Annotated in this window: 19 protein-coding genes and 2 pseudogenes; 10 read left to right on the top strand and 11 right to left on the bottom strand. The window is 69.8% G+C overall.

The window, feature by feature from the left end; genetic code table 11:
- Positions 1-198 precede the first annotated feature (198 nt).
- The 4 genes from cydD to hisC all read right to left on the bottom strand — a co-directional run bounded on the left by cydD (position 199) and on the right by hisC (position 7,809).
- Positions 199-3,837, bottom strand: coding sequence for a thiol reductant ABC exporter subunit CydD (gene cydD / locus FEF34_RS19085; protein WP_138054244.1), 3,639 nt, complete (start codon positions 3,835-3,837; stop codon positions 199-201).
- Between the two features lie 51 nt (positions 3,838-3,888).
- On the bottom strand, positions 3,889-4,890 hold the full coding sequence (cydB, locus tag FEF34_RS19080) for a cytochrome d ubiquinol oxidase subunit II (protein WP_138054243.1): 1,002 nt from the start codon (positions 4,888-4,890) through the stop codon (positions 3,889-3,891).
- Between the two features lie 23 nt (positions 4,891-4,913).
- Positions 4,914-6,419, bottom strand: coding sequence for a cytochrome ubiquinol oxidase subunit I (locus FEF34_RS19075; RefSeq protein WP_138054242.1), 1,506 nt, complete (start codon positions 6,417-6,419; stop codon positions 4,914-4,916).
- A gap of 310 nt (positions 6,420-6,729) precedes the next feature.
- Positions 6,730-7,809 carry a histidinol-phosphate transaminase gene (gene hisC, locus FEF34_RS19070; protein ID WP_138054241.1) on the bottom strand — a complete coding sequence of 360 codons (1,080 nt, stop codon included), beginning with the start codon at positions 7,807-7,809 and terminating at the stop codon, positions 6,730-6,732.
- Positions 7,810-8,195: 386 nt separating this feature from the next.
- Between hisC and FEF34_RS19065 the strand changes: the two genes are divergently transcribed.
- The 3 genes from FEF34_RS19065 (at position 8,196) to FEF34_RS19055 (ending at position 11,722) form a co-directional block, all read left to right on the top strand.
- Positions 8,196-9,308: a LacI family DNA-binding transcriptional regulator gene (locus FEF34_RS19065; RefSeq protein ID WP_138054240.1), complete on the top strand. Its 1,113-nt coding sequence runs from the start codon at positions 8,196-8,198 to the stop codon at positions 9,306-9,308.
- A 173-nt stretch (positions 9,309-9,481) separates the two neighbouring features.
- Positions 9,482-10,747 carry a metallophosphoesterase gene (locus FEF34_RS19060; protein WP_138054239.1) on the top strand — a complete coding sequence of 422 codons (1,266 nt, stop codon included), beginning with the start codon at positions 9,482-9,484 and terminating at the stop codon, positions 10,745-10,747.
- Positions 10,748-10,894: 147 nt separating this feature from the next.
- The gene (locus FEF34_RS19055; RefSeq protein ID WP_171053011.1) at positions 10,895-11,722 is read left to right on the top strand and encodes a hypothetical protein; all 828 of its coding nucleotides are present in this window, start codon (positions 10,895-10,897) and stop codon (positions 11,720-11,722) included.
- 116 nt (positions 11,723-11,838) lie between these two features.
- Here FEF34_RS19055 and FEF34_RS19050 read toward each other — a convergent pair.
- A pseudogene (locus FEF34_RS19050) lies at positions 11,839-12,196 on the bottom strand (DUF805 domain-containing protein).
- Positions 12,197-12,497: 301 nt separating this feature from the next.
- Complete coding sequence (gene thiC / locus FEF34_RS19045) at positions 12,498-14,285, bottom strand: phosphomethylpyrimidine synthase ThiC (RefSeq protein WP_138054238.1); 1,788 nt, start codon at positions 14,283-14,285, stop codon at positions 12,498-12,500.
- A gap of 198 nt (positions 14,286-14,483) precedes the next feature.
- Here thiC and FEF34_RS19040 point away from each other — a divergent pair, with 198 nt between their 5' ends.
- Positions 14,484-15,839, top strand: a complete 1,356-nt coding sequence (locus FEF34_RS19040) for a YibE/F family protein (protein ID WP_138054237.1) — start codon at positions 14,484-14,486, stop codon at positions 15,837-15,839.
- A 62-nt stretch (positions 15,840-15,901) separates the two neighbouring features.
- On the opposite strand, the gene FEF34_RS19035 is transcribed toward FEF34_RS19040, so the two are convergent.
- The 4 genes from FEF34_RS19035 to FEF34_RS19020 all read right to left on the bottom strand — a co-directional run bounded on the left by FEF34_RS19035 (position 15,902) and on the right by FEF34_RS19020 (position 18,268).
- Positions 15,902-16,336, bottom strand: coding sequence for an SsgA family sporulation/cell division regulator (locus tag FEF34_RS19035; RefSeq protein ID WP_138054236.1), 435 nt, complete (start codon positions 16,334-16,336; stop codon positions 15,902-15,904).
- 113 nt (positions 16,337-16,449) lie between these two features.
- Entirely contained in the window at positions 16,450-17,187 is a 738-nt protein-coding gene (locus tag FEF34_RS19030; RefSeq protein WP_138057582.1) for an IclR family transcriptional regulator, read from the bottom strand.
- Between the two features lie 420 nt (positions 17,188-17,607).
- A complete protein-coding gene (locus FEF34_RS19025) occupies positions 17,608-17,820 on the bottom strand; it encodes a DUF5326 family protein (protein ID WP_138054235.1) in 213 nt (70 codons plus the stop codon).
- Between the two features lie 130 nt (positions 17,821-17,950).
- Positions 17,951-18,268 carry a cupin domain-containing protein gene (locus FEF34_RS19020; RefSeq protein ID WP_138054234.1) on the bottom strand — a complete coding sequence of 106 codons (318 nt, stop codon included), beginning with the start codon at positions 18,266-18,268 and terminating at the stop codon, positions 17,951-17,953.
- Between the two features lie 51 nt (positions 18,269-18,319).
- Here FEF34_RS19020 and FEF34_RS19015 point away from each other — a divergent pair, with 51 nt between their 5' ends.
- The 6 genes and pseudogenes from FEF34_RS19015 (at position 18,320) to FEF34_RS18990 (ending at position 23,199) form a co-directional block, all read left to right on the top strand.
- Positions 18,320-18,700 (top strand): phage holin family protein, encoded by a 381-nt coding sequence (locus tag FEF34_RS19015; protein ID WP_138054233.1) that lies wholly within the window; start codon positions 18,320-18,322, stop codon positions 18,698-18,700.
- 7 nt (positions 18,701-18,707) lie between these two features.
- Positions 18,708-19,196 carry a low molecular weight protein-tyrosine-phosphatase gene (locus FEF34_RS19010; protein WP_138054232.1) on the top strand — a complete coding sequence of 163 codons (489 nt, stop codon included), beginning with the start codon at positions 18,708-18,710 and terminating at the stop codon, positions 19,194-19,196.
- The gene (locus tag FEF34_RS19005) at positions 19,193-20,317 is read left to right on the top strand and encodes a cystathionine gamma-lyase (protein WP_138054231.1); all 1,125 of its coding nucleotides are present in this window, start codon (positions 19,193-19,195) and stop codon (positions 20,315-20,317) included. The genes FEF34_RS19010 and FEF34_RS19005 overlap by 4 nt, the downstream gene beginning before the upstream one ends.
- 281 nt (positions 20,318-20,598) lie before the next feature.
- Positions 20,599-21,495: a LysR family transcriptional regulator gene (locus tag FEF34_RS19000; RefSeq protein ID WP_138054230.1), complete on the top strand. Its 897-nt coding sequence runs from the start codon at positions 20,599-20,601 to the stop codon at positions 21,493-21,495.
- A 62-nt stretch (positions 21,496-21,557) separates the two neighbouring features.
- Positions 21,558-22,037, top strand: coding sequence for an NUDIX domain-containing protein (locus FEF34_RS18995; RefSeq protein WP_138054229.1), 480 nt, complete (start codon positions 21,558-21,560; stop codon positions 22,035-22,037).
- A gap of 164 nt (positions 22,038-22,201) precedes the next feature.
- Positions 22,202-23,199, top strand: a pseudogene (locus FEF34_RS18990) (IS5 family transposase).
- A gap of 217 nt (positions 23,200-23,416) precedes the next feature.
- On the opposite strand, the gene FEF34_RS18985 reads toward FEF34_RS18990, so the two are convergent.
- Positions 23,417-25,111 (bottom strand): globin domain-containing protein, encoded by a 1,695-nt coding sequence (locus FEF34_RS18985; RefSeq protein WP_138054228.1) that lies wholly within the window; start codon positions 25,109-25,111, stop codon positions 23,417-23,419.
- Positions 25,112-25,842: the final 731 nt, after the last annotated feature.

Below are 25,842 nucleotides of genomic sequence, written 5' to 3'. Positions count from 1 at the left end.
ACCACCTGCTGACGGGGCGTCGGGGGGAGGGACCACGCCCGCGGCGGCTCGGCCCCGCCGCGTCGGCCGATGGCGCGGCGAGGGCGTTCTGCGCCTGGAGCGGGCCTCCCGGGCGACCGCCGTACCGCCACCGCCCTCGACCACCTCCAGTCCGCCTTCGCCCTCGGCAGCAGCACGACCCCCGCCGATGAGTCCGACCTATTCCTGTTTGGCCGAGAAAGCGGGATCCCTGAGGCGCTCTCCGAGCAGATCACCGGCACGCTCACGTTCGAGCATGCGGCTCAGCGGACCGTCCGTTGCCACCAGCTCCGCGTAGGGCCCGCGCTGCACGGTGCGGCCCTCGTCCAGTACCAGCACCTCGTCGACCGTGTCGAGGCCGCGGAGCCGATGGGTGATCAGCACCGTCGTACGGCCCTCGGTCGCGGCCAGCAGGTCTGCGGTCAGGGCGTCCGCCGTAGCGAGATCCAGATGCTCGGCCGGTTCGTCGAGCAGCAGCACGGGGAAGTCGGCGAGCAGGGCACGCGCCAGGGCCAGCCGCTGGCGCTGACCGCCGGAGAGTTGGGCTCCGTGCTCACCCACCAGGGTGTCGAGCCCGTCCGGAAGCCCCTCGGCCCAGTCCAGCAGCCGGGCGGCCGCGAGTGCCGCGCGCAGCTCCTCCTCGGAGGCACCGGTCCGGGCGAGCCGCAGATTCTCCCGGATGGAGCTGTCGAAGAGATGGGCGTCCTGGGCGCAGAGGCCGACGCGGCGGCGGACGGTGTCCCCGTCGAGCGCCGTCGCGTCCGTCCCGCCGATCGTGTAAGTCCCGGCCCGTACGTCCAGGAAGCGCAGCAGTGCCTGCGCGAGGGTCGTCTTGCCGGACCCGGAGGAACCGACGACGGCGACGCGCCGGCCGGCGGTGAGTGTCAGGTCGAAGCCGGACAGCGCGTCCTCCCGCCCGCCGGCATGGCGCACGGTGAGCCCCCGGACCTCCAGGGGGAACACGGAGGCAGGCGCGGGGACCGGTTCCGCGGGCTCGCTCACCGGCACCGGGGCGTCGAGCACCTCGAAGACCCGCTGGGCGCTGCGCTTCACACGCTGCCGGTACTGCACCGCCAGCGGCAGCCCCACGACCGCCTCGAAGGCGGCGAGCGGCGTGAGCACGACGACGGCGAGTTCGACCCCTTCGACCCGGCCGGAGTGCACGGCCGTGACACCTGCGTACGCCGCGAAGGCGACGGTCAGACCGCAGGCCACGGCCGACAGCCCGCCGCCCAGCGCGGTGGCGGCCGCGGCGCGCGAGGCGATCCGGGTCAGAACGCGGTCGGCCTCCCGCACCCCGGCCGTCCGCCGTGCCAGAGCCCCGGTGACGGTCAGCTCGGCGGTGCCCTTGAGCAGATCGACGACCTGGGTGGCGAGCACTCCGCGGGCCGGGGCGAGCCGTCGCTCGGCCCGGCGTGCGAACATCCCGCTCAGCGCCGGTACGGCCACCCCGGCCGCGAACAGGCCCACGGCCAGCACGGCGCCGGCCTCGGGCAGCAGCCATGCGGTGAACCCGACGGACGCGGCCCCGACGAAGAGCGCCGCACCGGCCGGCAGCATCCAGCGCAGCCAGTAGTCCTGGAGGGCGTCCACATCGGCGACGAGCCGGGAGAGCAGATCGCCCCGGCGGGTGCGGCGCAGCCCGGCGGGCGCGATCCGCTCCAGCCTGCGGTACACCCCGACCCGGAGATCGGCCAGCATCCTCAGCACGGCGTCGTGCGAGACGAGCCGCTCGGCGTACCGGAACACCGCCCGCCCGATCCCGAACGCCCGGGTCGCCGTGACGGCCACCATCAGATAGAGCACGGGCGGCTGCTCCGATGCCCGCGAGATCAGCCACCCCGACACGGCCATGAGGCCCACGGCCGAGCCCAGCGCCAGGCTTCCGAGCACCAGCGCCAGCACCAGCCGGCCGCGCAACGCCCCGGCCATCCCACGCACCCGCGCCAGCACCCCGACGCCGACGGGCCCGGACGCTCCTCGGGCGGCCCGGTACGCGGGGTCCTCAACGGAGGAGGCCGGCCGTTCCATGGGTTCGACGGGCAGCGTGGCCTGCGCCGTCACGGCCGTGCCGTCGGGTGACGGCGACGGGCGGGGAACCCGGGAGGGAACGAGCTCCCCCCGAGCCTCCTCGCCGGCAAGAACCCGCTGGGCGGGGCGCAGTTCGACCACCCGGTCGGCGACGGACAGCAGAGCGGGCCGGTGGACGACGAGCAGCACCGTCCGGCCCCGTGCCAGCCGCCGCACCGCGTCCACGATCCCCGCCTCGGTCTCCCCGTCGAGCGCCGCCGTGGGCTCGTCGAGCAGCAGCAGAGGACGGTCGGCGAGGAAGGCCCGGGCGAGCGCGATCCGCTGGCGCTGACCAGCGGAAAGCCCCGCGCCGTCCTCACCGAGGGCCGTCTCCATGCCCTCCGGCAGCGCGGCCACGAAGTCCGCCGCACCGGCCTCCCGGAGTGCCGCCAGGACCTCCGCGTCGTCCGCTTCGTACCGCGCCAGCCGTACGTTCTCAGCGATGGTCCCCGCGAAGAGGTACGGCCGCTGCGGCACCCAGGCGATCTGCCGGTGCCAGGCCACCCGGTCCAGCGAGGCGAGGTCCACTAGGGCGTGTTGCGAAAGTCCTTCGCCGGGGGCACCCACCCGGATCGTGCCCTCGTCCGGAGCCGTGAAGCCGAGCACCACGTCGAGCAGCGTCGACTTGCCGACCCCGCTCGGACCGACCAGGGCGACGGTCTCGCCTTCCCCGACCGTCAGGGACGCGCCGTCCAGCGAGGGAACGGCACGGCCCTCGTGGCGTACCGTCACGGAGTCCAGCTCCAGCCGAACCCCCCGGGCAGCAGGCACCGGCGCCGCGCCGCCGGCCCGGACCGGGGTCTCCAGCACCCGGAAGATCTCCTCCGCCGCCGACAGTCCCTCCGCCGCGGCGTGGTACTGCGCCCCGACCTGCCGCAGTGGCAGATATGCCTCGGGGGCGAGGATCAGCACGACGAGTCCGGTGTGGAGATCCAGATCTCCATGGACGAGCCGCATGCCGATACCGACCGCCACCAGCGCCACCGAGAGCGTCGACAGCAGCTCCAGGGCGAACGAGGAGAGGAAGGCGATCCTCAGGGTCTTCAGCGTCGCCCGCCGGTACTCCGATGTGATCTTCCGGATCGCTTCGGCCTGGGCCTTCGCCCGCCCGAAGACCTTCAGTGTCGGCAGTCCCGCGACCACGTCGAGGAAGTGCCCGGACAGCCGCGACAGCAGCGCCCACTGACGGTTCATCCGGGCTTCGGTCGCCCAGCCGATCAGCACCATGAAGATCGGGATCAGCGGCAGGGTGATCACGATGACCGCCGCGGAGACCCAGTCCTCGGTGACGATCCGGGCCAGCACCGCGACCGGAACGACCACGGCCAGCCCCAACTGCGGCAGATAGCGCGCGAAGTAGTCGTCGAGCGCATCCACCCCCCGGGTGGCCAGGGCGGCCAGCGAACCGCTCCGCTGCCCGCTCAGCCACCCCGGTCCCAGCTGCGCGGCCCGCTCCAGCAACCGCAGCCGCAGCTCGGACTTGACCGCCGCGCTCGCCCGGTGGGCCGCCAGCTCCGTCAGCCAGGCCACCAGTCCGCGGCCGGCGGCGACGGCGGCCAGCAGCACCAGCGGGTTCCGCAGCTCACCTGCGTCCATCCCGTTCTGGAAGGCGCCGACCACCACGTCGGCGATGAGCATCGCCTGGGCGACGACCAGCGCCGCCCCGGCAAGGCCCAGCGCCACCACGGTCGCCAGGAAGAGGCGGGTGGCACGGGCGTACCGGAGCAGTCGCGGGTCGACGGGTTTCACGTGAAACATCCCTTGGTCAGGGGACCGGACGGTCCCCGTGGAACTCCGGCCTCAGTGCGGATCGGCGATGTGCTGCGTACCGATCCGCTTCCGGAACACCCAGTAGGTCCAGCCCTGGTACAGCAGCACCACGGGGGTGGCGATCCCGGCGCACCAGGTCATGATCTTCAGGGTGTAGGGGCTCGAGGACGCGTTGGTGACCGTCAGGCTCCACGCCTCATTGAGCGACGAGGGCATCACGTTCGGGAAGAGGGTCAGGAACAGCATCGCGACCGCGGCCACGATCGTGACGCCCGACAGGGCGAACGACCACCCCTCGCGCCCCACCTGGTTCGCTCCGAGCGCGGCGACCAGCGCCGCGACGGCGATGACCATGGCGACCAGGCTCGCGCCGTCGCCCTTGTCCGCCTGCGTCCAGCCCAGGAACCCGAGCGCCAGCACGGCCGTGACCAGCCCGAGGTTGCGGGCGAGCTTCCGGGCCCGCTCCCTGATCTCCCCGACGGTCTTCAGCGCCGTGAACACCGACCCGTGGAAGGTGAACAGCGTCAGGGTCACGAGGCCGCCCAGGATCGCGTACGGGTTCAGCAGATCCCAGAAGGTGCCGACGTACTCCATCTCCTGGTCGATCTTGACACCGCGCACGATGTTCCCGAAGGCCACGCCCCACAGGAACGCAGGGATGAGCGAGGTCCAGAAGATGGCCTCCTCCCAGTTGCGCTGCCAGTGCTCCTCCGGCCGCTTGGCCCGGTACTCGAACGCGACACCGCGCACGATCAGGCAGACCAGGATGAGCAGCAGCGGCAGATAGAAGCCGGAGAAGAGAGTGGCGTACCACTCGGGGAAGGCGGCGAAGGTCGCCCCGCCCGCCGTGAGCAGCCACACCTCGTTGCCGTCCCAGACCGGTCCGATGGTGTTGATGAGGACGCGCTTCTCGACCCGGTCGCGGGCGAGCAGCTTCGTCAGGATGCCGACCCCGAAGTCGAAGCCCTCGAGGAAGAAGTAGCCGGTCCACAGGACGGCGATGAGTACGAACCAGACGTCGTGGAGTTCCATGCCTCAGATCCCAGTCCTCGGTCTCAGTACGAGAAGGCCATCGGCCGGTCGGCGTCGCGGTCGTCGCCGCCGATCTTGGTGGGCGGGTTGAGGTCGGCTTCGGTGAGCTCGGGAGGCCCGGCCTTGACGTACTTGACCAACAGCTTGACCTCGATGACGGCGAGGATCGCGTAGATGAGCGTGAACACGATCATCGACGTGAGCACCTCGCCCTGGGAGACGCCGGGGGAGACGGCGTCCCGGGTGCGCAGGACGCCGTACACGACCCAGGGCTGCCGCCCCATCTCCGTGAAGATCCAGCCCCAGGAGTTGGCGATCAGCGGGAAGCCGAGCGTCCAGATCGCGGCGAGCCAGTACAGCCGCGTGAGCTTCGGTCCGAGCGGCTTCCGGAACAGCACCACATGGGGCACGTCGTCCTCACCGACCCTCGACGCCGCCGGCAGCATGAACTTCTTCCGGGTCAGCCAGAGCCCGGCCAGGCCGATGGCGAGCGACGTCATGCCGAAACCGATCATCCAACGGAAGCCCCAGTACGTGACGGGGATGTTGGGCCGGTAGTCGCCGGGCCCGTACTTCTCCTGCTCCGCCTTGTTGGTGTCGTTGATGCCGGGCACGTACGACGTGAAGTCGTCGTTCGCCAGGAACGAGAGCAGACCCGGAATCTCTATGGCGACCTTGTTGTGGCCCTTGTCCACGTCGCCGTAGGCGAAGACGGAGAAGGGTGCGGGGCCCTCGCCGTCCCACAGCGCCTCGGCGGCCGCCATCTTCATCGGCTGCTGCTTGAACATGACCTTGCCGAGGAAGTCGCCGCTGATCGCCGTCAGCAGACCCGCGATGACCACGGTGACCAGGCCGAGTCGCAGCGAGCTCTTCATCACCGGGACGTGCTTCCTGCGCAGCAGGTGGAAGGCGGCGATGCCGACCATGAACGCACCGCCGGTGAGGAAGGCGGCGGAGAGGGTGTGGAACACCTGGGTGAGGGTGGTGTTCTGGGTCAGTACGAGCCAGATGTCGGTGAGTTCCGCGCGCCCGTTCTCCTGGTTGATCCGGTAGCCGACCGGGTGCTGCATCCAGGAGTTGGCGGCCAGGATGAAGTACGCGGAGAGGATCGTGCCGATGGAGACCATCCAGATGCAGGCGAGATGGATCTTCTTCGGGAGCTTGTCCCAGCCGAAGATCCACAGCCCGATGAAGGTGGACTCGAAGAAGAAGGCGATCAGCGCCTCGAATGCGAGCGGGGCGCCGAAGACGTCGCCGACGAAGCGCGAGTAGTCGGACCAGTTCATGCCGAACTGGAACTCCTGCACGATGCCGGTGACGACACCCATGGCGATGTTGATCAGGAAGAGCTTGCCCCAGAACTTGGTCGCCCGGAGGTACTTCTCCTTGTTCGTACGCACCCACGCCGTTTGCAGGCCGGCCGTCAGCGCCGCCAGCGAGATCGTCAGAGGAACGAAGAGGAAGTGGTAGACGGTGGTGATGCCGAACTGCCAGCGCGCCAGAGTCTCTGGCGCCAGAGCGAGGTCCACGTCGTCTCTCCTTACGTCGGCGTGGTCACATCGGCGTGCTCGTCGGATACGTCACGACAGTTGCCCAGGACATCCATGACATAGCGAGAGCTTCCGGACCGCTTGTGAACGCGTTCACATTCACAAGCAATTATGACCCATACCGGATCCGAACCGGTGAGCGGGGGTCCCCGAGCGACACACCGGCCGGTCGGTACACAGGAGCCCGAACAGCACCTCGCTCATCCAGTCAACCGATTGTTGAAGCTCTGGAACGGAGACGGCCCGCCCCCGGAGCGAGGGCGGGCCATCACGCAAGGGCGGCCGACTGCTACGTCCTGTTGCGGAACGCGTCCGCTGCGTGCAGGAAGATGTCGTTCGCCTCGGACTCGCCGATGGTGACCCGCGCTCCCTCGCCCGGGAACGGCCGCACCACGACCCCGGCCGCCTCGCAGGCCGCGGCGAACTCGGCCGTACGCTCCCCGAGCCGCAGCCAGACGAAGTTCGCCTGCGTCGGCGGCACCGTCCAGCCCTGCTTCACCAGGCCCTCGTACACCCGCGTCCGCTCCGCCACCAGCGCGCCGACCCGGCCCAGGAGTTCGTCCTCCGCCTGAAGCGAGGCGACCGCCGCGTCCTGGGCGAGCTGGCTGACGCCGAACGGCACGGCCGTCTTGCGCAGCGCGGCCGCCACCGGCTCGTGGGCGACGGCGAAGCCGACCCGCAGCCCCGCCAGCCCGTAGGCCTTGGAGAAGGTGCGCAGCACCGCCACGTTCGGTCGCGAGCGGTAGATCTCCAGACCGTCCGGCACCTCGGCGTCCCGGATGAACTCCCGGTACGCCTCGTCCAGGACCACGAGCACGTCGGACGGGACCCGGTCGAGGAACCGCTCCAGCTCGGCGCGGTGCACCACCGTGCCCGTCGGGTTGTTCGGGTTGCAGACGAAGATCAGCCGGGTCCGGTCGGTGACGGCGTCCGCCATCGCGTCGAGATCGTGCACGTCGTCCGCGGTCAGCGGCACCGGAACCGATGTGGCGCCGCTGATCTGGGTGATGATCGGGTATGCCTCGAAGGACCGCCAGGCATAGACGACCTCGTCGCCCGGGCCCGAGGTGGCCTGGAGCAGCTGCTGCGCGACGCCCACCGAGCCCGTGCCCGTCGCCAGGTGTGAGACCGGGACCCCGAAGCGGTCGGCGAGCTCGTTCATCAGGCCGGTGCAGGCCATGTCCGGGTACCGGTTGAAGTCGCCCGCGGCGGCGACGGCGGTCTCCATCACACCCGGCAGCGGCGGATAGGGGTTCTCGTTGGAGGAAAGCTTGAACGCGACCGGCCCGCCGGCGGCGGCCGGCCTGCCGGGCTTGTATGTGGGGATGCCGTCCAGCTCGGCGCGCAGCTTGGGGCTCGTCTCGCTCACCGCAGGTCCTCCTCGACCGTCGTGCATCGTGCTCACCAATACTTCTCACCCTATGAGGATTCCCGGCTGCTGCGAATGGGCGAGCCAGGAACAACCGGGGTACGGACCGGGAGCGGCAGCGAGGAGAGGAGCGCTCTTCGGATCACCGCGCGCCGGTGGCTCGCGCCGTGGCGCGCATCCCTCGTAGTGGTGAGTTGAGACCTCTTCGATGCCTCAGCCATTTGGCAGGTCCGCGCCTGTCGGCAACCATGAGACGCTCACACAAGGCCCCAACTACCTTGCATTCCATGGCATTTGACGACTCATGGCCATGCAGAAACGTTCCTGTCAACGACTGCATATGCGACCGACTCCACCTCCCCGCCTCGCCCTACTATCGGCCTGCCATGACAGCAGCAGGGAAGCACCAGGTGAGCCGGACGGAGACATCACGCCGGGGCAGCCGGCAAGGCCGAGCAGGCATCCGGGACGTAGCCGCCGCAGCCGGTGTCTCCATCACGACCGTCTCGGACGCGCTGAACGGAAAGGGTCGGCTCCCGGACGCCACCCGCCGCCATGTCCGCGAGGTCGCCGACCGGCTGGGCTACCGCCCGTCGGCCGCGGCCCGCACGCTCCGTACCGGCAAGTCCGGACTCATCGGCCTCACGGTGACGACGTACGGGGACGAGCCGTTCACCTTCACGGAGTTCGCGTACTTCGCGGAGATGGCGAGAGCCGCCACCTCCGCCGCACTCGCCCGCGGCTACGCCCTGGTCATCCTCCCCGCCACCTCACGCCACGACGTCTGGTCCAACGTCGCGCTCGACGGCACCGTCGTGATCGACCCCTCCGACCACGACCCCGTGGTCGCGGAGCTCGTCCGCCAGGGCCTCCCGGTCGTCTCCGACGGGCGCCCCGCGGGCACCCTTCCCGTCACCGCCTGGGTCGACAACGACCACGAGGCCGCAGTCCTCGACCTGCTCGACCATCTGGCGGCCGGCGGAGCACGCCGGATCGGCCTGCTCACCGGGACCACCACGGACACGTACACCCGGCTCTCCACCACGGCCTATCTGAACTGGTGCGAACGCGTCGGCCAGGATCCGGTGTACGAGGCCTACCCCGCACACGACCCGTGCGCCGGAGCGGTCGCCGCCGACCGGCTGCTCGCCCGTCCGGACCGTCCCGACGCCGTGTACGGGCTCTTCGACCCCAACGGCACGGACCTGCTCGCCGCCGCCCGCCGGTACGGACTGCGCGTCCCGGACGACCTGCTGCTGGTCTGCTGCAGCGAGTCCACCGTGTACGCCAACACGGAGCCGTCGATCACCACTCTCTCCCTCAAGCCCCGGCGCATCGGCACCGCCGTGGTGCAGTTGCTGATCGACGCGATCGAGGGAGTGGACGGCGGCCGCCCGGTCGAGCAGGTGATACCGACCGAACTCATCGTCCGGACCTCTTCACAGCGGCGCTCTCCCCGTACGACGGTGAGCGCCCCGCGTTCGCCTTCCCAGGACTAGACCAACGCAATTGGGGCGAAACGAACAGCGAACCGGCGGTGTACCCGGATTCAGCACCCCTGGTGCATCACACAGCACGATCCGCATTCCTATGATGGGCGCACGACACCGCGGACCGTCCCCGACCAGGCCGGTCCGGCGGTGAGGGCGGCGCGACGGTGGTGGAGGGGTCGATGACTCAGGGGGCCGGTCAGGGACCCGTGGTGCGTACGGCGACGTTGCGCGACTTCCGCGTCCCGCCGTACGCACAGGTTCCGGTGCAGTCGGAATCCGCTTCCCATGAATACGTGCTCGCGCACCCGGAGGACTCAGTCCCACGGGCGGTTCCCCGCGAAGCCGGGGAGTCCTCCGCGCGGCCGGCGACCGCCGCCGAGGCCCCGCACCGGGTCGCCGACGCCCCCGGAACGGAACACGGCGACACCCGGGCGGCCCCGGCCCGCCCCGAGGACTCCGTTCCCCAGGCACCGCCGGAGCACCCCGGCGACGCGTTCCCGGACGACGAGCCGCCCGAGGGCTACACCCCCACCGAGCGCGACCTGCCGGTGATCAACCGCGGCGACACCGTGCAGGTCACCGTCGCCCCCGCCGAGCAGCCGGCTCCCGCCGCCGAGGGCCTCGGCCCGCTCTACGTGGTCGGGGACGTCCACGGCTATCTGGACGAACTCGTCGCCGCGCTCACCGCCCAGGGCCTGGTCGACGCCGAAGGCCGCTGGTCCGCGGGCAACACCCGGCTGTGGTTCCTGGGCGACTTCACCGACCGCGGCCCGGACGGCATCGGCGTCATCGACCTCGTCATGCGGCTCTCGGCCGAGGCCGCGGCGGCCGGCGGCTACTGCAAGGCCCTGATGGGCAATCACGAGCTGCTGCTGATCGGCGCCAAACGCTTCGGCGACACGCCCGTCAACTCCGGCGCGGGCACCGCCACCTTCCAGGCGGCATGGCTCCTCAACGGCGGCCAGAAGAGCGACATGGACCGCCTCCAGGACGTCCATCTGCAGTGGATGTCCCGGCTCGACGCGGTGGTGGAGGAGGACGGGCATCTGCTCATGCACTCCGACACGACCGCCTACCTCGACTACGGCACCACGATCGAGGACGTCAACGACAACGTCCACGAGATCATCAACCGCAATGACGCGGACGAGTGCTGGGACCTCTTCCGCAAGTTCACCAAGCGCTTCGCCTTCCGGGACGACGACGGCCCGCAAGCCGTCCGGGAACTGCTCGCCGCCTACGGCGGCGGCCGGGTCGTCCACGGCCACAGCCCCATTCCGTACCTGCTGGGCGAGGTCGGCACGGAGGACGCGGACGGCGAGGGGAACTCGGAGCCGCTGGTGGAAGGGCCGCACGTGTACGCGGACGGGCTCGCCATCGCCATGGACGGCGGCGTGACCATGGCCGGAAAGCTGCTGGTGGCCCAGCTCCCGCTACAGGCCTGAGGCAATCCCGCGCAGGCGATTTCCGGAAACCCCCTGTCACCCCCCGCCATAACCGCTCTACCATCGGCATATCCGTAGCAGGCTCTCCTCCGTTTCGCCCGACTGCCCGACCCACATGGGCAAACCGGCCCTACGGAGCATCGGGGGATGCACATGAACAGCGCTCCGCACCTGCTGGCCGAGGACCGCTCCGAATACGAGCGCATCCTCGACGACGCGCTGCGCACAGCGCACGACCGCCCAGACCTCGACGGTATGGGCAAACGGCTCAACGCCGAACAGCTGCGCACGATGGCGCTGAACGCCACCGCGCTCATCACCAGCGCCGCCACCGCCGAGTACGACCACTTCGTGAAGGTCCGCGAGGAGGCACGCACATCCGCGGGAGTGCCCGTCGGCCACTCGGTCCTCGGGCCCGCGGTCGGGGCGTCCTCGGAGACGGGCGCCGGGTTCGCCGCGGTGCTCACCGTCCTGGCACCGGTCCTCGCCGGAACCGCCGCGCTCATCTTCCTGCTCGTCGGCTACATCCTGAAGGCCGTCAGCCCCGACACCGGTTTCGCGGACACCCTGCTGACGGCGGGCTGGTTCTTCGGCGCCCTGACGGCGGCCGGACTGCTCGCCGCCGCGATCGGGCTGCTGATCACGGCGATCCGGAACGGGGCCACCCAGGTGCCCGCCGAGGACGCGACGACCGGCGAACTGCCCGACGAGGTGGCACGCGCCAAGGATGCCTGGCGGCACGCGCTCCTGGAGCGCGGCGTCCTGCCCTTCCTGCGCGCCGCCCTGGCCGATCCCAGCGCCGATCCTGCCTTCCCCGCCCCGCCCCACCGGGTCAGCCGCCTTCCCAAGGTCGGCTACAGCGGCCCCGACTTCTCGAGCCCGAGCGACGGCACCTCGGCGGGCTCCCGCCCGACGTTCACGAGCCCGGACTTCACCAGCCCCGAGTTCGGGCCGCCGGAACACCAGCCCGAGTAGAAGCGGTCACAGCGGGACGTCGTCGTTCCAGCTCTCGTGCCGGGACGGGCACGGCGAAGGCCGGGGCAGCCGCGGGCCGCCCCGGCCTTCGCCGTTGTGCCGTCACGGCCGTGGCTTCAGGCCGCGACCGGAACGGACTTGGGGTTCTCGCCGTACTTGTTCGGCGCCGCCTCGCCCTCCGTGGCCAGGAAGACCACGAGAACGATTCCGCCGACGAGCGGCACGAGGGCGATCAGCAGCCACCAGGCCGACCGACCCGTGTCGTGCAGCCGGCGGACCGTGACGGCGAGCGCCGGGATGAGAATCGCCGCGTAGTAGACGTAGTACGGGATCATCGTGTCGATGGCATTAGCCGAGGCCCACCAGCACTGCGAAGACGGCGATGTTCACCACGGAGAACATCCAGTACTCCTTGCGGCGCGCACGCCCCCCGAATCCGACGTAGTTCCTGAGTACCGCCAGGTACCAGTTCACTGCGGTTCCCTCCCCTGGCCCCTTGTCAGAGGCACATAGAATTTCAGCCAAGCGGCCGAAAATTATCCATGCGTCCCCATGGGGTCAGAGCAGTTCAGAGCCTCACTGAAACAGCAATCAACCCGCCGCACTTCCGTGATCATCGGAAACCCGCAAACCGGGCCATCCGGGCTCTACCGGCCCCAGCCTCGGTGCACTCGAGCACGTACGCCGCGTGACGGCGATCCACCACACGACCGCGTCGCAGTGACGGCACCGGTCCACGGCGGCATGAAGCCGTGGACCGGTGCCGTCACCCGGCTCAGTCCGCCAGCGGCAGGTACACCCGGTTCCCCGAGGCGGCGAACTCCCTGGACTTCTGGAGCATGCCCTCGGCGATCTCCGTGTCCGACGCCGCCGGCCCGTCGCCGCCGAACTGCTCCGTGATGCTTCTGCTGATCTTCATCGAGCAGAACTTCGGACCGCACATGGAGCAGAAGTGCGCGGTCTTCGCCGGCTCGGCCGGCAGCGTCTCGTCGTGGAACTCACGTGCCGTGTCCGGGTCCAGGGCCAGGTTGAACTGGTCCTCCCAGCGGAACTCGAAGCGCGCGTCCGACAGCGCGTCGTCCCACTCCTGCGCGCCGGGGTGCCCCTTGGCGAGGTCCGCCGCGTGAGCCGCGATCTTGTAGGTGATGACGCCCGTCTTGACGTCGTCCCGGTTCGGCAGGCCCAGATGCTCCTTGGGCGTGACGTAGCAGAGCATCGCCGTACCCCACCAGGCGATCATCGCGGCGCCGATGCCGGAGGTGATGTGGTCGTAGGCGGGCGCCACATCGGTCGTCAGGGGGCCGAGCGTGTAGAACGGGGCCTCCTCGCAGATCTCCTGCTGGAGGTCGATGTTCTCCTTGATCTTGTGCATCGGGACGTGCCCCGGGCCCTCGATCATGGTCTGCACGTTGTGCCGCTTGGCGATCGAGTTGAGTTCCCCGAGCGTCCTCAACTCGGCGAACTGCGCCTCGTCGTTGGCGTCCGCGATGGAGCCCGGCCGTAGTCCGTCGCCGAGCGAGTAGGTGACGTCGTACGCGGCGAGGATCTCGCAGAGCTCCTCGAAGTTCTCGTACAGGAACGACTCCTTGTGGTGCGCGAGGCACCAGGCGGCCATGATCGAGCCGCCCCGGGAGACGATGCCGGTCTTGCGCCGGGCCGTGAGCGGCACGTACCGCAGCAGCACGCCGGCATGGACCGTCATGTAGTCGACGCCCTGCTCCGCCTGCTCGATGACGGTGTCCTTGTAGATCTCCCAGGTCAGCTCCTCGGCACGGCCGTCGACCTTCTCGAGCGCCTGGTACAGCGGCACGGTGCCGATCGGCACGGGGGAGTTGCGGAGCACCCACTCGCGCGTGGTGTGGATGTTGCGGCCGGTGGAGAGGTCCATGACCGTGTCCGCGCCCCACCGGGTGGCCCAGGTCATCTTCTCCACCTCCTCCTCGATGGAGGAGGTCACCGCCGAGTTCCCGATGTTGGCGTTGACCTTCACGAGGAACCGCTTGCCGATGATCATCGGTTCGATCTCGGGGTGGTTGACGTTGGCGGGCAGAACGGCCCGGCCCGCGGCGATCTCCTCGCGGACGACCTCCGGGGAGACGTTCTCCCGGATCGCCACGAACTCCATCTCCGGCGTGATCTCGCCGCGCCGGGCGTAGGCGAGCTGCGTCACCGCCTGCCCGCCGCGTCCCCGGCGGGGCTGGCGCGGGCGCCCGGGGAAGACCGCGTCGAGGTTGCGCAGACCACCGCGCGGGGACGTGTGCTTGATGCCGTCGTCCTCGGGCCGCACGGGACGGCCGGCGTACTCCTCGGTGTCGCCGCGGCCGACGATCCAGTTCTCGCGCAGCGGCGGCAGACCGCGGCGCACATCCGTCTCGGCGTGCGGATCGGTGTACGGACCGGATGTGTCGTACAGGGTCACGTCGTTGCCGTTGGTGAGGTGCACCTGGCGGACCGGCACCCGGATGTCGGGGCGCGAGCCCTCGACGTACCCCTTGTGCCAGCCGATGGGCTTCCCCGCCCCGGACGTTCCGGAGGCAGGCGTGCGCGTGTCCGATGTGGTCATGAGACCTACTCCCTACGCCGGCATTACCCGGTAACAGGTTCGGCGGTCGGCGCAGCTGTCCCGTACGGTCGTACGGCGGGTCAGCGCCCTCTCAGCCCGGTGCTCCGAGCTCCCGCGTGTGCAAAGGTGCCACCACGCTAGCGCCCCGCCGGGCGTGCTGAACAGTGGGCCCCCATCCGTTCTTGCGATGATCTGTCGGTGACTTCCTCACAGCAGACGCCGGAACCGGACCATCGCGCGGGCGGTTCGCCGCACTCCCATGCCCATGCCCACGGGCACGGCCATGGGCCGGCCGCCCCCGTCTCGCGGCATCTGCGGCGGGTCATCGCCGCGGTCCTCATCCCGTTCGCCGCCGCGGTGGTGGTCGGTCTCGTCGCCCTCTGGCCGGGCGGCGCACCGGAGCACGAGCGCACGGGTGTCGGCTTCGACCGGCAGACGGAACAGGCCCGGGTGGTCCGGGTGCAGGAGGTCGACTGCTCCGAGGTGAACGCCGGTCAGGTGCCGCCGACGGGTGACACCACGACCCCAGAGGGCCGCGAGGCGGTCAACTCCCAGCAGGGAGAGTGCAAGAAGGCGACGGTCGAGATCACGTCCGGTAAGGACAAGGGGCGTACGTTCATCGAGATCGTCCAGCCGGACGCCTCGCGGCAGCTGAAGCAGGGCCAGGGCGTCGTCGTGTCGTACGCCCCCGACGCGCCGCGCGATCTCCAGTACTCGGTGAGCGATGTGAACCGGGACTTCCCGATGATGCTGCTCGCCGGGATCTTCGCGGTCGTGGTCGTGCTGGTCGGCCGGCTGCGCGGGGTGATGGCGCTGATCGCGCTGGTGCTGAGCTTCGCCGTACTGACCCTGTTCATCCTGCCCGCGATCCTTCAGGGCTCGAATCCGCTGATCGTGGCGGTGGTCGGGGCCAGCGCGATCATGCTGATGGCGCTGTACCTCTGCCACGGTCTGAACGCCCGCACCTCGGTCGCGGTGCTGGGGACGCTGATCTCACTGCTGCTGATCGGGCTGCTCGGCTCGGTGTTCATCGGCTGGGCGTCCCTGTCCGGGAACACCGACGACAACACCGGCCTGATTCACGGCCTGTATCCGAACATCGACATGTCCGGCCTGCTGCTGGCGGGAGTCATCATCGGTTCGCTCGGCGTGCTCGACGACGTCACGGTGACCCAGACCTCGGCCGTCTGGGAGCTGCACCAGGCGGATCCGGCCATGGGGCCGCGTGGCCTCTACAAGGCGGGTATCCGGATCGGCCGCGACCACATCGCCTCGGTGGTCAACACGCTCGTACTGGCCTATGCCGGCGCCTCGTTGCCGCTTCTCCTGCTGTTCTCGATCGCGCAGTCGGGGGTGGGCACGGTGGCGACCAGTGAGCTGGTGGCGGAGGAGATCGTCCGGACCCTCATCGGCTCGATCGGTCTGGTGGCATCGGTGCCGGTGACCACGGCACTGGCCGCTCTGGTGGTCTCCGCCGACCGGCCCGGCGGCACGGTGACCGGTGTGGCCGCGGGAGCGGTGCGCAGCAGGGGCCGCCGCCGGCGGGCGAAGTAGCTCCTTCGCGCACGGCCGCGACGGGCGCTCGTGGCCTCGGGGGCGCTCGTGGTCGTCAGCCGTCAGCCGGCGGCTTCCTCGGTGAGGATCCGGCCCAGGGCGGCTTCCAGGTTGTCCTCGAAGTCCCCGAGCGTGCGCTCCTGTCCCAGCGGAACCAGTTTGTCGGTCCGGTCGAGAAAGGCCACCAGGGGCGCGGCTCCGGCCCGGAACAACGCCCGGTCGACGCCGACCTGGAGCCGGATGTGGACGTCGGACAGCCCCTCCGGCTCGGTGGGGGCGATGTGCACATCACCGTCCCCGCTGGGGCCGTTGATCCCGTCCAACAGCAGCTCCCGGCCGAACGCCCAGGTCACAGGGGCGTCCCCGGGCAGGTGGAACGTCATGCGCACCGCATAGGGGTCTCTCGTCTCGTACATGAGCTCCACGGGGATCCGGAAGGAGAGCTCCTCGGAGACCAGGAAGCTCATCAGGACCTCTGCCTGAACCGACTCGCGCATCGTGTTAACCCCGCAGTGGATGAAGCACCTCGTGAAAACGGCCGGGAGGGTTTCCCCTGGGTCCGCACCGCCATCGTGCTGTAAGTGACCGATAGATCACAAGGAGTAGTTTTTCAGATACTGATAGAGAAGGCGAATGAACTGAGCAGGCTGCCCACGCCACTGCGTAGTTGTTCGACCGCCGGGATCAAACGATCTTCCTGGTGCAGCGGAAGGGAAATCGCCATCGCTCCGGCGGTGGCGCCCACGGTGACGGGAATAGCCGCACAGACCGTCCCCAGGGCATATTCCTGCCGCTCGATCACCGGTTGCATCTGCCCCATCGCCCCGAGCCGTTCCAGCAGACTTCCCCGATTGCGCACCGTATAGGGCGTGATCCGGTCCACCGGATGCCGGTCGAGATGATCCTTGCGGGACCGTTCGTCGAGCTGGCCGAGCAGGCACTGGCCGAGGGCGTGCGCATGGCCCGTCTCCCGGAAGTCCGCCCATTCCTCCACCGCCGGCGCGTACGGGGTGTCGGCCACGGCCACGAGTTCGATCTCTTCCTCCCGGTAGAGTGCGAAATAGACCGGTACGCCGATCGAGTCCCGCCAGTGCGCCAGGGATTCCTCGATCTTGGTGCGACGATTCTGCATCGCACCGCCCACCGCCAGCCGCACCGCGGCCTCACCGAAGACGAACACGCCCTTCTCGCGCCGCAGATAACCCTCATGCGCGAGGGTCCGCAGCAGGTGGTAGGCGGTGGGAAGGGGCAGGCCCGCCTCACGTGCGAGCTGCTTGGCCGGGGCTCCGTCGGCGTGGGAGGCCACGGCCTCCATGAGTCTCAGAGCCCTTTGCACCGAACCGATCAGGGTCGGAGCGGCGGGCGAAGTGGTGGTGGGCGCAGAACTGGTAGCCAATGCCGTGGCCAAAGGTCACCCCCAGGCATGGTGACGGGCGGACCGCCCGCGTGCAGGGGCCGCCCCCGCACGCCCGCCGCGCTCCCCGAGGGCCTGGGCTGCTCCTGAGACCGAATTCGGGAACTGTCCAGGAAGTCGCACGAACCACTGTTCACGGTGATCATCGACCGGGGATTCCCGGGGACGGCGGAGGATTGCCACTCTAATGGCAGCCTCCGACGGGCCGCGGGGATCATCTGCGGCATTCCCCCGCGCGGGCTAACGGGCGTACGCACCTGCCGTTTTCCGCTCCGCGACACCCACCGCCCCGCGCTGCCCTCGCGCCTCCGGCGCACTCCCCCCCCGGCCGGTGACCGTACCGCGCCCGGTCGCTTACCAGTCGCTCTTCGAGGACGACGAGCTCATGAACTTCCGCACGACGTAGATCAGCCCACCCACGATGGCCACGAAGAGCAGGACCTTGAAGAGCAGCCAGATCACAAAACCGACCAAACTCGCGATCATCCCGCCGAAGACGACAAGGGCGATCAGAGGGATGGCGACCCACTTCACCCACCAGGGCATCCCCGTCAGTATCTCCCGCACCGCCATCGTCCCTACCTCGCTTCTGTGAGTTCTCCTGCTGTCGATGCTAGAGGCGGGGCGGTGGTCCACGGGGCGCCCGCGCCCCCCGAAGTCCCCTGAGCCTTCCCCTAGGGAAAGCCGGGCCGGCCGGTCAGCTCTCGGGCGGAGAGAAGACGACGAGCACCCGGAGATCCTCGCTGATGTGGTGGAACTTGTGGGCCACTCCCGCCGGGACGTAGACGACGCTGCCCCGCCCCACCGGGGTCGTCTCCGTACCGACCGTGATCGAGGCGCGGCCGCTGACGACGAGGTAGACCTCGTCCTGCCGGTGCGGCTGCTGAGGGTCCAGCTCCCCCGCGTCCAGCGCGTACAGCCCGACCGACATGTTCCGCTCATGCAGGAACTGCAGATAAGCCCCGTCGTTGGCGGCACGCTCCGCCTCGAGCTCGTCCAGCCGGAATGCCTTCATCGTCCGTCCGCCCCTGTCATCGGTCCGATCACGTCTGCCACGATCAGACACATGAAGAATTTCCTCGTCAAGACGATCGCGAACGCCGGGGCACTCGCCGTGGCGATCTGGCTGGTCCAGGACATCACGCTCACCGGCGACAGCACCGCGAAGAAGACCGTCACCCTGATCATCGTGGCCCTGCTCTTCGGCCTGGTGAACTTCTTCGTGAAGCCGATAGTCAGGCTGCTGACGCTTCCCCTGTTCATCCTCACGCTCGGCCTGATAACGCTGGTCGTCAACGCCCTGATGCTGCTGCTGACCTCGTGGCTCGCCGACGTCCTGGACCTGAACTTCCATGTGGAGGGTTTCTGGACGGCCGTGCTCGGCGGGCTGATCATCTCGATCGTGTCATGGGCGCTGAACGTGGTGCTCCCCGACGGCAAGGACTGACCGCACGATGCCCTTCTCCGTCTGTTTCGTCTGCACCGGCAACATCTGCCGGTCGCCGATGGCCGAGTCCGTGTTCCGGGCCCGTGTGGAGGACGCCGGACTCGACGGCCTCGTCGTCGTGGACAGCGCCGGCACGGGAGGCTGGCACGAGGGCGACGGCGCCGACACCCGCACCGTCGACGTCCTGCGGGACAACGGATACGCGTCCGGTCATGTCGCCCGGCGGTTCCTTCCCTCGTGGTTCTCCCGGCTGGATCTCGTGATCGCTCTCGACCGGGGTCATCTGCGGGAGCTGCGCCGACTGGCACCGACCGCGGCGGACGCCTCGAAGGTCCGGCTGCTGCGCTCGTACGACCCGGCCGCCGGTGACGACCTCGACGTCCCCGACCCCTACTACGGCGGGACGGGCGGATTCGAGGAATGCCTGGACATGGTGGAGGCCGCGAGCGAGGGGCTGCTCGCCGCGGTGCGCGAGGCGGTGGAGGAGGCGGCGTGAGCACGGGCGAGGGAACGAGGGCCGTACGGGCCGGTCTGCCGGAGGCTCGGAAGTACGAACCGACGCTGCCGGGGCCGGTCTTCGCCGCCCACTACCACCTGCCCGGGGAACCGACGGGCCCGTACGCGTACGGGCGGGACTCCAATCCCACCTGGACGCTGCTGGAGCAGGCGGTCGGGGAGCTGGAGGCACCCGGGGAAACCGGGGTCGAGACCGTCGCCTTCGCCTCGGGAATGGCCGCGGTCTCGGCCGTGCTGCTCTCCCAGGTCCGCGCGGGCGACGCGGTGGTACTCCCGGACGACGGCTACCAGGCCCTGCCTCTGGTACGGGAGCAGTTGGAGGAGTACGGGGTCGAGGTGCGGACCGCACCCACCGGCGGCGACGCCCAGCTCACCGTGCTGGACGGGGCGAAGCTGCTGTGGATCGAGACGCCCTCGAACCCGGGGCTCGACGTGTGCGACGTACGACGGCTCGCGGACGCCGCGCACGCCGGCGGCACCCTGGTCGCGGTCGACAACACGCTCGCGACGCCGCTCGGCCAGCGCCCGCTGGCCCTCGGTGCCGACTTCGCGGTCGCCAGCGGCACCAAGGGCCTGACGGGCCACGGCGATCTGCTGCTCGGTTACGTCGTCTGCCGGAACCCCGCACTGGCCTCTCGGGTACGGCTCTGGCGCAAGGTCGTGGGCGCGATCCCGGGCCCCATGGAGGCATGGCTGGCCCATCGCTCGCTGGCCACGCTCCAGCTCCGCTCCGACCGGCAGTGCGCGAACGCGCTGGCCCTCGCGCGGGCGCTGTCCGGGCGGGCGGAGGTCACCGGACTGCGCTACCCCGGGCTGCCCGAGGACCCCTCGCACGAGATCGCCGCGGAGCAGATGCGTCGCTTCGGCTCGGTGGTCTCCTTCGAGCTGCCCGGCCGTGACCACGCAGAGCGCTTCCTCGCGGAGGCACGGCTCGTCGACGACGCCACCAGCTTCGGCAGCGTCCGCTCCAGCGCCGAGCGCAGGGGGCGGTGGGGCGGCGACGCCGTGGCGGAGGGCTTCATCCGCTTCTCGGCGGGCGTGGAGGACACGGACGACCTCGTCGCGGACGTGCTCCGGGCACTGGACGCGGCGGAGAGCTGAGGCACGCGCGCGGCGGCTGGTCAGCCGCCGCGGGCACCGCCGGCCTGAGCGTCTTGCGGACGGGCACGAAGGACGGTCCGAACCTCCCCCCTCATGGCTCGGACCGTCCCTCTTCCGCACGCGGTTCCCGGGCCGGTGACACGTGGCACCACGCACACTCCGCGCGTAGCGACGCATACAGCGCCCTGAACCGGAAACCGCTCCAGCAAGGCTAGTTGACTCTGCGTCAGTGTCCAATCACAGGAGCGACAGAGAGGTATCGACTTATTTATAGTTGGACGATGGATCTGGCCCTGCTGCGCACATTCGTCACGGTGCACCGGGCCGGGTCGTTCACCCGCGCCGCCGCTCTCCTGGGACTCTCCCAGCCCGCGGTGACCAGCCAGATACGGACTCTGGAACGACAGCTGGGGCGGCCGCTCTTCCTCCGACAGGCGCGCGGGGTCACGCCCACGACCGTCGGCGACGAACTGGCCCACCGGACCGCCCCTCATCTGGACGCGCTCGTCGAGATCGTGGAGGCGGGTCTGGACGACGAGTCCGGCGTACGCACCCTCCACCTCACCGGACCGCCCGAGTTCACCTCCGCGCGGGTGCTGCCCGCACTGGCCCCGCTGGTATCGCAGGGACTGGCGCTGAGGACGTCCTTCACGGGCAACGCCGAGGAGGCGCTTGAGGGCCTGGCGGCCGGGCACCACGAGCTCGCCGTGACCACGGCCCGGCCTCGCGGCGGGCTGCTCGCGTCGACCCCGCTCTGTGACGAGGAACACGTCCTCGTCGCCTCCCCGCGCTGGGCGGCCCGGCTGGGCGACGGAGTGCTGCTGCGCAAGGGCGCCGTCGTGCTGGAGCAGCTGCCGGTGGTCGAGGTCCACGAGTCCCTGCCGTTCGTCTCCCGCTACTGGTCCTCGGTCTTCGACAGCCGGCCGCCCGCCGTGGCCGCGGTCATCGCACCCGATCTGCGGGCCGCGCGGGAATCGGCCGCCGCCGGGGCCGGGCTCGCCGTGCTGCCCCGCTATCTGTGCCGGGACGACCTCGGCAGCGGCCGGCTTGTGGCACTGCTGGAGCCTCCGGTTCCACCGCTGCGCACGTACTTCCTCGCCGTCCGGACCGGAACGCTCGCACTGCCGCACATCGCACGTGCGCACGAGGAACTGTTACGTGCCGCATCCGCCTGGTGACGGTCGGCGACAGCAGGGGGGCCGGGAGTTTCAGAACAGGTGGCGTGGGCCACTCTCTGACCATGACCGAACGGCCAGTGGTCAAGCGCACCGCACGCGCCATCCTGCTCGACGGCGACGACCTCGTCCTGATCAAGCGCACCAAGCCGGGCATGGACCCGTACTGGGTCACTCCGGGCGGCGGGGTCGAGCCCGAGGACGCCACCGTCGTGGACGCCCTCCACCGTGAAGTGGACGAGGAACTCGGCGCCAAGATCGTCGACGTGGTGCCCTGCTTCGTGGACACCGTCGAGCACATCGTGGACGGCGGCGTCTCGGGCGTGAAGGTTCAGCATTTCTTCGTCTGCCGTCTGGTGGCCATGGACGAGTCCCGGCGGCACGGCCCCGAGGTGGAGGACCCCTGCGGAGAATACGAGATCGTCCGGGTGCCCTTCAGCCGCGTCGGGATCGCCGCAGTGCATCTCGTCCCGCTGTCCCTGCGGCACTACCTGGACGGCAACATCGAGGGGGTCCGGGCGATGCACGCACCCGACCTGGGCTGAGCACGGAGCCCCCGGACCGTCCCTCGCCCCGCCCGACTGCCCTTGTGCCGGAGCCACTTTCGCAACACGCCGCAGTCGGCGGCGGCTAGGGCGTGTTCTGGGTTGAGATCACGAGCTCGGTCATTCCCGCTCCAGGAGGGTGCCGGTTGCGATAGACCGGTCGCGTGACTCGTGGCGATCTGACCGATGCCGAGTGGGGGTTGGTCGAGCCGCACCTGCCGCTGGGTGCGTTCGGACCGATCCCTGACCTGCGCAGCTACTTCAACGCGGTGATGTGGCGGTTCCGCACCGGCTGCCCCTGGCGAGATGTGCCGGAGAGCTACGGCTCCTGGTCGACGATCTACGACAGGTTCCGGATGTGGGTGCGTGAGGGGGTCTTTCAGGCCCTCATGGACGCGATGATCGCCGAGGCGGCGGCCCGCGACGATGTAGATCTCAGCCTGGTCAGCGTGGACTCGACTGTTGCCCGCGCGCATCACCACGCGGCGGGCATGGTCGTCGCCCCGGAACTCCTCGAGGACCTGGAGAAGGCCGTGGCGGAGGAAAAGGGGCTGCAGCAAAGGGACAAAACAACCCCGTAGGCGAGCAACCCGCGGACATGGAGGACTCCGGGCGGGAACAGCGCCGCGCCGTGCGCCGACGCCGCAGGGCCCGGCTGCGGGCCGCCGAACTGGGCCGCTCCCGGGGCGGGCTGACCAGCAAGGTCCACCTCGCCGTCGAGCGGCGGTGCCGCCCGCTGTCCATCATCCTCACCCCCGGCCAGGCCGCGGACAGTCCGCGCTTCATCCCGGTCCTCAAGAAGATCAAGGTGCGTGTCCCGGTCGGCCGCCCCAGGACCCGGCCGGACGCGGTCGCTGGCGACAAGGCGTACTCCTCCCGCGCCAACCGCGCCCACCTGCGCAGACGCAACATTAAGGCGGTGATCCCGGAGAAGGCCGACCAGGCCGCCAACCGCAAGAAGAAGGGACGCTCCGGCGGACGCCCGGTCAGCCACGACGCCGCGCTCTACAAAGATCGCAACACCGTCGAGCGCGCCATCAACAAGTTCAAGGAATGGCGGGGGCTGGCCACTCGCTACGACAAGACGCCCGAGAGCTATGCCGCCGGGCTCCACTTGCGCGGATCCATCCTCTGGTTACGCAGCCTGCCAGCCCTCCCGTGATCTCAACTCAGAACACGCCCTAGTGCCGCATCGGGCGACGTTCGCCCCGTCGCGGCGCCCGGCACGGCGGCTCGCGGCGTTGCCGAATCAACCGATCAGGCCCACTGCGGGGTCGATCCGGCGCCTTGCGATCTTCCCCTCGGCCCGGAGGGCCCGGGGGAGACTCCATGCACCAGACGCCGCAGGCCCCGGGATGGAGCTACTTTCGCAACACGCCCTAGTCGGCGGCGGCGACGAGCTCTTCGAGCGAGTCGTGACGGATCCGCTCCGACGGGATGCCGACGCCCCTGAGCGTGTCCACTCCGCTGCGGATCATCCCGACCGGGCCGGAGAGGAACGCGTCGTACTCGTTCCACGGCCCGTACTCGAGCACGGCGTCGGGCAACTGCGTCCTGCCATCCACGATGGGCCGTACCTGGAGCCACGGATGGCTCTGCTGGAGCCGCAGCATCGTGTCGATGTCATAGAGGTCGTGATCGCTGCGCGCCCCGTAGAACACCTCCACCGGACGGCGCTCACCGTGCTCGGCGACGTCCTCGACCAACGCCTTGATGGGCGCGATACCGGTACCGCCACCCAGGCAGAGCATCCCGTTGTCGGTGGTGTGGTCGACGACCATCGAGCCCGCAGGCGGGCCCAGCCGGAGCACATCGCCGGGCCGGGCGTGATGGACCAGGGCGTTGGAGACCCAGCCCGCCGGGACGGCCTTCACATGGAACGAGAGCAGTCCGTCGGAACGGGGCGCACCCGCGAAGGAGTAGTGCCGCCAGATCCTCGGCCACCACGGCGTCTCGAGACTCGTGTACTGACCGGCCAGGAACGGGTACGGCTGGTCGGGTCGCACGGTGACGACCGCGATGTCCGGAGTTCTGAGGTCGTGGGACACCACCTCGGCGTGCCACCAGGCCGGCGCGTGCCGTTCGTTCTCGGCGGCAGAGTCGATCATGATCTGGGAGATGGTCGTGTAGGTCCGGACCCACGCGGCTTCGGTCTCCTCGTTCCAGGTCGTCGTCGCGTAGCGGGTCAGCGCCCCGATGAGCGCCTCGCCGACGGCCGGGTAGTGCGCGGGCTGGGTGCCGTACTTCCGGTGACCGCGGCCGAGGTGCTCGAGGTAGTCGACCAGTACGGGCGTGTTGTCCATGTGCTCGGCGGCGGTGAGCAGCGCCTTGAGGAGCCGGTCGCGCTGGGTGTCCATGGCGGCCGGGAAGAGGGACCGCAGATCGGGGTGGCGGACGAACAACAGGGCGTAGAAGTAGGAAGTGACCTTGTCGGCGACCGGAGCGATCTCCTCCATGGTCCGCCGGATGAGGATCGCGTCGGGGGACGCCTTCTGGTCGGAGACTCTGGAGAACAGAACGGAGCCGGGGCCGCCGGGGTCGGGGGCGGGGCCGGAGTGCGGTGCGTCGGCACCGTGGGACGGAACTGCCTGGTGCGGGTGGTGGGGCGCGGAGCTCTGATGAGGCGCTGCGCCGCCGTGGGACGGGGTGTCGTGCTGAGGGGGGCCGTGGTGGGGGTCGTTGCCTCCGTAGGGCGATGAGGCGTCGTACGCGGCACCAGCTCCGTAGGGGGGAACGACCGGCGGTGCAGGCGTCTCATGCGGCGCCGAGACCGGTGGCCGCCGGGCCTCGGGTGCGGTGCGTGTCTGGGGAACGGCGACTCCGCGCGGCGGGGTCCCGGCAGCCCGCTCGGCTCCCGTGCCGACGGGACGGATGGAGGCGACCGGCCGGCTGGGGGTGGCTATTCGCCCGTCGTCCGCCGATTCGGCTCCCCCGCGGGCAGAGCTCTCGGTACCACCAGGAGCCGGACGGCCTTCGGCAGGCTGCTTCCGGGGGGTGAACCAGCCTCCCCCGCCCCTCGCGCCGTTCTCACCGGAGGTCCCGTTGTCGGCCGACGTAGCGGTCGGAGCGTCCATTGTGTGCCTCGCCTCGAACATCTCTCGGTCGGTCTGCGCACTTCCGCTGGTTCGGAAGGCGCCTCGATTTCCCCGCTCTGCTCTCAATGACTCGTGCCCGCCCACATTAGCCTTCGCGATTATGGGATTCGGGCGAGTGGGACCGGATGGTGACGTTGCCCGCAGCGCTCGTCGTCGCAGCATGCCAGCTCCCGCCCGGCAGCGGACAAAGAGCGGAAAGTCCGGGTATCCTCACCCGCTTTCCCGTTAGGCTGCATCGCACCCATGTCCGTTTACGCGGCCACGACTCGGGTCTCGGTGGGTATGTCACCTCACCCGAAACCAGCAGGAGAATCCCACCAGTTCGCCCGTCCCCAGCAGGTTCGCATCCCGTCCGGTGCGGTGCGGCGAGCCGCCCGGACAGATGATGGTCCGCATTCACCGCGTCCGCAACGGTCGCCACGGCAAAGATCTGCGCATCGGGCAGCGAATCGGCAGGGGCGACAGGGCCCGTTCAGCCATCATCCCGATCTCTGCACAGAGCCCCTTCGCGACCTTCACCACTTCGTAGCACGAGAATGCAGGGCGGTTCGACCGGTTCCATGAACGGAATGGCCGACGGAGATGAACCCCCGACGACGCGCACACTCCGGTTGGACAATGTCAGAGCGAAGGAATCCCGCTCGCGATGAGGAGCGAGGCCGGTCCGCCCGGCTACTCCCCTCGTCAGACGCGAAGAGCGACCCGTCCCC

This window comes from Streptomyces marianii (assembly GCF_005795905.1).
In the GTDB taxonomy this organism is placed as follows: Bacteria; Actinomycetota; Actinomycetes; order Streptomycetales; family Streptomycetaceae; genus Streptomyces; species Streptomyces marianii.
Note: the sequence above shows the minus strand (reverse complement) of the source record. Positions and strands in the feature narration are given on the sequence as shown.